The 6616-nt window shown below is 43.2% G+C and carries 7 protein-coding genes; 4 read left to right on the forward strand and 3 right to left on the reverse strand.

Translation table 11 applies throughout. The features are described 5' to 3' along the window. Nucleotides 1–153 precede the first annotated feature (153 nt). Nucleotides 154–516, forward strand: a complete 363-nt coding sequence (locus BCU12_RS10510; protein ID WP_102404247.1) for a NirD/YgiW/YdeI family stress tolerance protein — start codon at nt 154–156, stop codon at nt 514–516. Nucleotides 517–917: 401 nt separating this feature from the next. Here the strand turns inward: BCU12_RS10510 and BCU12_RS10515 are convergent, their stop codons facing one another. Next, nucleotides 918–1337 carry a VOC family protein gene (locus BCU12_RS10515; protein ID WP_102404248.1) on the reverse strand — a complete coding sequence of 140 codons (420 nt, stop codon included), beginning with the start codon at nt 1335–1337 and terminating at the stop codon, nt 918–920. Between the two features lie 179 nt (nt 1338–1516). On the opposite strand from BCU12_RS10515, the gene BCU12_RS23270 reads away from it, so the two are divergent. The 3 genes from BCU12_RS23270 (at nt 1517) to BCU12_RS10525 (ending at nt 3927) form a co-directional block, all read left to right on the forward strand. After that, complete coding sequence (locus BCU12_RS23270; RefSeq protein ID WP_157939873.1) at nt 1517–1690, forward strand: hypothetical protein; 174 nt, start codon at nt 1517–1519, stop codon at nt 1688–1690. A gap of 193 nt (nt 1691–1883) precedes the next feature. Then, nucleotides 1884–2624, forward strand: coding sequence for a bifunctional 2-polyprenyl-6-hydroxyphenol methylase/3-demethylubiquinol 3-O-methyltransferase UbiG (gene ubiG / locus BCU12_RS10520; RefSeq protein WP_198599309.1), 741 nt, complete (start codon nt 1884–1886; stop codon nt 2622–2624). Between the two features lie 391 nt (nt 2625–3015). Then, nucleotides 3016–3927, forward strand: a complete 912-nt coding sequence (locus BCU12_RS10525; protein ID WP_102404249.1) for a DMT family transporter — start codon at nt 3016–3018, stop codon at nt 3925–3927. A 296-nt stretch (nt 3928–4223) separates the two neighbouring features. Here the strand turns inward: BCU12_RS10525 and BCU12_RS10530 are convergent, their stop codons facing one another. Together BCU12_RS10530 and BCU12_RS10535 are read right to left on the reverse strand one after the other, a co-directional pair. Next, a complete protein-coding gene (locus tag BCU12_RS10530; RefSeq protein WP_102404252.1) occupies nt 4224–5483 on the reverse strand; it encodes a peptidoglycan DD-metalloendopeptidase family protein in 1260 nt (419 codons plus the stop codon). 280 nt (nt 5484–5763) lie between these two features. Beyond that, nucleotides 5764–6204 carry a DUF3319 domain-containing protein gene (locus BCU12_RS10535; RefSeq protein ID WP_102404250.1) on the reverse strand — a complete coding sequence of 147 codons (441 nt, stop codon included), beginning with the start codon at nt 6202–6204 and terminating at the stop codon, nt 5764–5766. Nucleotides 6205–6616 lie beyond the last annotated feature (412 nt).

Here is a 6616-nt window from a genome sequence, read left to right on the forward strand (position 1 = left end):
CCATTAAAATCATATATTTATAACTTTTGGGGATATTGTAACCTTGCACATTTTCAACATGAATGAATTATGAACGCTACTTTCATCCGCGATTAATACTCCCCCCTGCATAGTACACCCATCAAAACAAACTATGACTATTTAGAGGTTCTTATGAAAAACGTACTTATCGCTACTGCACTGGTTCTGACTTCAGGCTTTGCAACAGCAAACACTTTACCAGCAACGGGCGGATTTAATGGCCCGACGGCTAGCGCTCCTGTTACGGTTGCTCAAGTTCTAGAAGCAAGAGATGATACTCAAGTTCAGGTGACGGGTAACATTGTGCACTCTCTGGGAGACGACGAGTACAAGTTTACTGATGGTAAAAACACAATTGTGATCGAAGTAGATGACGAAGCTTGGGCTGGTTTGACGATTGCTCCGAATGATCAGATAACGATTATTGGCAACGTTGAAAAAGATAATTGGGAAGAGGCAACAATTGAAGTTGATAGGATTACAATTGTTAGCTAACTCGATTGAATGCAGTGGTATCTAAAGTGATAACTTGAACCTCAAAGGAGCTCATTGTGGCTCCTTTAAAGTTTAGACTCGTGACAAATAGAAAACATGTATTTACTTTGTGTTCTCGCTAATTGTTAAGTGCTATGCCCGCCTAACGTTAATTCAGAAAGCGTTCACTTTCTCTAACAAAGTCAGATTCTTAGGTAGCAGACTAAATTTCGGTGCTACCGAGCCTTTCTTTGATTTTGGGAACAAATGTAGATGTGACTTATTTTGGGGCAAAAGTATTTAAGCTTACCTGCCCCGCCTGCTTGATATAGTCCCAAAGCGATCACTCTTTCTTGTGAGTGATCAGACTTTATGGAACGAACAAATATTCTCTTCCTCCATCATTTACACCTTCTCTTCCATTAACTAGTCAGGTTTCTCTCTTTAGGGTCATCACTTAGGTATTCCACAAACTCAATCTCAAAGCCTGCTGGGTCAACGAAATACACGTTCTTTCGGTATGGTTCCTCAGCGCCGTCTTTTGCAATAGCGAAACCCGCCTGATTTAACCGCTCTATCACAGCATCAATGTTATTTGTCTCATAAGCAAAATGCGCCAGCCCAACCTGATGACCAGATAAGTCTCGATTTTCACCCTCGCCATGGTCGCTTATGGCAATGTATTGGTATTCATCGCCAAAATGTAGCCAGTTGCGCGGTTTCCCGTACCACTCGCCTTTCCCTTCATCGCGCACTGTCCAGTGCGGAAACACTGCTTGGTAAAACTTCAGCATTTCAGGGATATCTTTTACGACTAAATTCACATGTTCTAGTTTGATCATAGGTCTCTCCTTTACGTCTATTCTGATTGGCTATTTCTAAGCTATGCCACCATCGTAAAACCTCAAGTTAAGTTTAGGTAAAGCCTTTTTTCTGATTATTTTGGTCTCTCTATTTCACGATAAAATTCATCTGCTTTAACTAGGATCTGCTGACCTTTCACGGTGAAGTCGAAATAACCGTGCAAGATAACCACCTGTCTATCAAAAACAGTAATGATGACACCTATCAATCTCATGAGGATCTTGGTTTTGGCCTAGGGCTAGAATTGACCGAACGACTTGTCGCTCAATATGGCTGGCAGTATCGCACTGTCAGTGAACGAAACGGATGGCATGTTGATGTCTTTTTCTAGGTGACTGTCAACTTGTAGGAGACGGTCAGCTTCTAGGGGACTCAACGCATACACTATTTATGATTAACTAAGCTGGCGGTGCATTACCAGTTTTCACATGCCCCAACCTAATCTATTGTTCGGTATAGCATTGATCGGTATTCCGTTCAGTGACGTATAAATAGCGATACCAATTGAACGGTGACTTTATTCCATGCTAATGAAAAATGAGCTGACCGCGAGCAAAACCGCTCACTCTGACAATCTCGATATAGACGAAGTGAAGAAGTTTGATGCCCTTGCCAACGAATGGCGAGACCCTAACGGCAAATTTTCCTCCGTTCTGGTATTCAATCAGGTCAGATTGGACTACATTAAGCGTCAAATTAAGCAGCACTTCGGCGACAGAACCATACGCATTTTAGATGTAGGGTGTGGAGCTGGATTATTGACCCAGCCACTGGCTGAATTAGGTCACACTGTGCTCGGCATAGACGCCAGCCAAACCAACATTCGCGTTGCCAGTCAGCATGGACAGTCTATTGAAAACCTGCAATATCGACACGTCTTAAGCGGCACCATCTTGAATGAGTCACAAACATTTGATTTGGTCTTAAACACGGAAGTTCTAGAGCATGTTCCAGACCCTGCGCAGCTTCTAAAAGAGTGCGCGATGCTAACCGCACCAAAAGGAATGATGGTGCTGGCTACGTTAAATCGGACAGTTCAAAGCTACCTTGTCGGGATCATTGGAGCGGAGTATGTCATTCGCGCTCTGCCTGTCGGAACTCATCAATGGCGCGCCTTTGTCACACCAAAAGAAATTCAACGTGTGCTTGTTCCATTAGGGCTTGAAGTCGGAAAGACACAAGGTATGGCCTATAACCCCTTAACCAAACAATGGCGTTTTTCGAAATACGATAAAGTGAATTATTTGGTGCCCGTATTCAAGTGACCCCTTCGTTAACGTTATTTCCATAGCCATGGTCATCTGCATCGTCAACACGAATAGCAACTCACTCTTTATTCTCAGTTCATTCTGCATATGTCTTTACGAAAAACTCTCTGTTTGTACGCGAGCAACAAATTGGCCAATGGCTGGCAACTATTTAAACCCGACAATATCCTGAAAAATTCTGGTTGATTCAGAGCAACAGATGCTTTAGTTTAAAATTTCACCATTAAAAAAGAGTCACTTATGTGTTTCCCAACTCTACAACTCTGGCTTCTTCTCCTTATGCCCATTAGCCGGTAGAGTTTCTTGTGCCCGGCTGTGAGTAAACAGCCGGATATCGTTTCTCACAGCCTTGAACTTAAAACAAAAAAATAACTTCAAGGAAGTAACAATGAACGACGCAACCATTCCAACTCAAGATTCACCCGACTATAAAACAGGCATCATTTACGCCCTATTCGGCACCCTACTGTTTTCGATCAAACCTGTACTTATTAAACTCGCTTATACAGCGGGTGGTGATGCGACAGCGATCATGAGTCTACGAGCTGCGTCTTCCCTTCCTATCTACGTCGCCATCCTCCTCTGGTTGTGTTGGGATCCCGACAAACGAAGTAAGTTACGTCAATATGGATTACAAGCCGCGTTGGTTGGGATTCTAGGCTATTACTTTGCTTCCTTGCTCGACATTCTTGCGCTCGAATTCATCTCAGCCCAATTGGAACGGTTATTGATTTTCATGTTCCCCTCGTTTGTCGTGATCATTAGCTGGGTCGCGTTAAAGGAAACCCCACGCAAAGGCACGTTCGCTTCCATTGGTTTCGGTTATATCGGCGTTGCCATGATTGTGCTGCATGACTTCAGCTCATTCGGGCACCAGGTTTGGCTAGGTAGCGTGATGGCCATTATTTCCGCTTTGGTGTTTGCTGTTTATCTCATACTCAGCAAGAAAGTGATCAGTAAAATGGGGCCTCAACTTTTTGCAAGCGTTGGTATGGGCAGTGCGGGTATCGTCATCATGGCTCAGTACCAGTTTCAAGGTGCGCAGTTTTCTGAAATGTCGAATGAGTTGATTTGGATGGGGATCACCATCGGTATTTTTTGTACCGTTCTGCCCTCTTATTTTGTTGCCGCTGCGATGGCGCGGCTCACTCCTTCCGTATTAAGCCTAACCAGCAACATTGGGCCGGCTATAACAGCCCTGTTCGCGATTCTATTGCTTGAAGAAGACTTTACCCTATGGCATGGGCTTGGAATGATTCTCGTGGTGTATGCGGTAGTGAGAATAAACAAGAAAAACTAGCGTGCTGCCCCCGCCAAAAATGGTTTATAGTTCGCCGAGATCGGAAAGCAGAAAGCAGAAAGCAGAAAGCAGAAAGCAGAAAGCAGAAAGCAATCTATCAAGTATTGGCCTAAACACTCAGGCCAATACTTTTCATCGCGATGGCGATTAACAGCTTCACCATTGGCCGAGCGGTGCGCCCTTACCAATTATAAAACAACCGCTTTCCATTGCTTATTATTCAGCCTACGAGTTGGCGATTCCTCTCTTTACGAAGCATGTGTATTTTGACTTTCATGCAACTTGTTACTTTCACGTTAGGTATCTGAACTGGTGCCTTCAGAGATCAACGAATCAAACTTTGAAACCCGAATATTAAACGCTGCTTTATCTTTGCCTGAAATCGATGATGAAATCGGAAGGTCGGCTTTCATTGGATCCACTGGGCGATTTCTCACTAGCACTTCAAAATGTAAATGAGGCCCAGTCAAACGTCCTGTCGCGCCTGATATCGCGATTTTTTGTCCACGTTTTACTTGTTGTCCTTTCTTCACCAAGAATTTGTGCAGATGTAGGTAACGAGTCTTGTAAACGCTGTTGTGTTCTATGATGAGGTATTTTCCCGCATAGGGATGATTTCGGACACCAACAACTCGACCATCCCCCGTTGAATACACAGGCGCACCAACAGGCGTGGCAAAATCGGTCCCATTATGTGGCGATACGCGACCAGTTACTGGGTGCTTACGTTTTGGATTGAAAGAAGAGGTAATTCGGCGATATTGTGAATCAACGGGGTAACGATTAAATGCCCGCTCAAGGCTGTTGCCCTCTCTGTCATAAAATCGCCCATCATCCGCTAGAAACGCGGCGACTTCCCTACTCCCAAGCTGAAATGAAACGGCCTGGATTTCACTTGTGCCCGTCGGATGATCGCCTAAATACTGCTGGTTCACCCAAACATTGAAGCGGTCACCCGCACGAAGCGAGCGAGAGAAATTGATTTTATCGCGCAGAATACGCGTAATATTGGCGACTTGTGTCGAAGAGAAACCGAGCTTATGGGCTGAAACGGAAAAGCTTCCATTGATCGTCCCTGAATACAATGTCTCACGCCATTCGCTTTCTATCTCTTTAAATTCATAGGCGAACTTGCCCCCCTCTTCCAATGTGTAGATCGCCTGCTCAACCAAGCTAATGTGGTAGGTCAGCGCTAAGAGAGCTCTCGTTTTGCTGTCTATGATCAGCTCCAGATACTCTCCCGGCTTTATCATATCGAGTTGCAATGATTCCAAGTCAGCCGACAGAATCTCTTGTAACGTGAGATAGGGAATGCCCCAAGCAGAAAAGATGTCACTCAGTGTGTCCCCGACCTTTACAAAATAGTGCACTCGCACCGGTTGAGTTTCTGCTGAATCTAGGGATGACGGGGCTGAATTAATTACTATTTGATGTTCATCAACGAGCTCATTTCTTTCATCTTTACCTTTAAGGGTATGTTTGGAAGTGGGGATAAATAGAGCCAGAGAAAAGGCGATAACAGCAGTAGCCAACGTGATTGTGCGGAAATGTTTCATTAGAATAGCGGTGCTTCGTGATTTTTTAAATGTTATAACATAACAATTAAATTCAGTCAGCATAGTTGTTGGTGTGCTTTGTCTGGATGTGTTACATGGTATGAATGGCCGTCACTCTCTGAAGCATTGGTTTCTGGCCCTTTATCTTCAAACACAATTGCAGTTAGGAAATAGCCGGAAACACTCTGATTGAATATAAATTTTCTGCAACAAGAAGAGCGCACCAGGAAGAGCGGGCAAAGTGACACTGAACATCATCACGTCATTCAACTGTATTAGGTTAAGTGTCTTCGGTTAACTCACTTTCGTTGCGTTTTCTTTCCAAGAAATCAATCGCTTCAACTATTTTTGCTTTAGAGCCTTTCATTAGCTTACCACGGTACGTAATGTACCAATCGTTATCGCCACCCAAGTCATTTTTTAACATAAATTCTTTATGATCAAAAGTGAGTTGTTCAGAAAATTTTTGCTGATTTTTTTCAAAATGTTCAGGTGGGACAATAACTTTATGATCACACCACTGATCGACAGACAGCTTAAGGTATTCAAGCTTACCGACCACAGAAACATCCGTTATCGTGGCGCTCCAATAATCTGGATGCGCAGGGTTACGCTTAAGCAGATGACCACGATAAAACTCGGTTCTCACCATGTTTTGCTTTTTCGTTGTTGAGGTTTCAATCCCAAACAAAGCGCGTAAGGCTGCTGACATTTTGCTCATAACTTCCCCTGAATCACCAAATAGTGTGATATTGGTTCAATGTATCAGGTTTGAGATTACAAACTTGTACTCAGTTCATTTTTTGAGAAATACGCTTGATTAAAAACGCAAAATATTGATATGACGAGAGATTGTTTCGAGACAGATCGAATTTTATTGCTGAGATATTCCTCCGCAAATCCAACAGAATGGACATTTAAAGACGTTGTATTCGGCGATAAGAGTGGCGTTACTCACCTTAGAAAAGTCTTACTTCTTACTTCTTACTTCTTACTTCTTACTTCTTACTTCTTACTTCTTACTTCTTACTTCTTACTTCTTACGAGATGAAAAATCAGCCTAAAATTCAACAAGCGAGTTTTAAAAACCAACTCGCTTAAATTAACGCTTTAACAGGGCGTTGTTGATCAAA

This window comes from Vibrio sp. 10N.261.55.A7 (genome assembly GCF_002877365.1).
Taxonomy (GTDB): domain Bacteria; phylum Pseudomonadota; class Gammaproteobacteria; order Enterobacterales; family Vibrionaceae; genus Vibrio.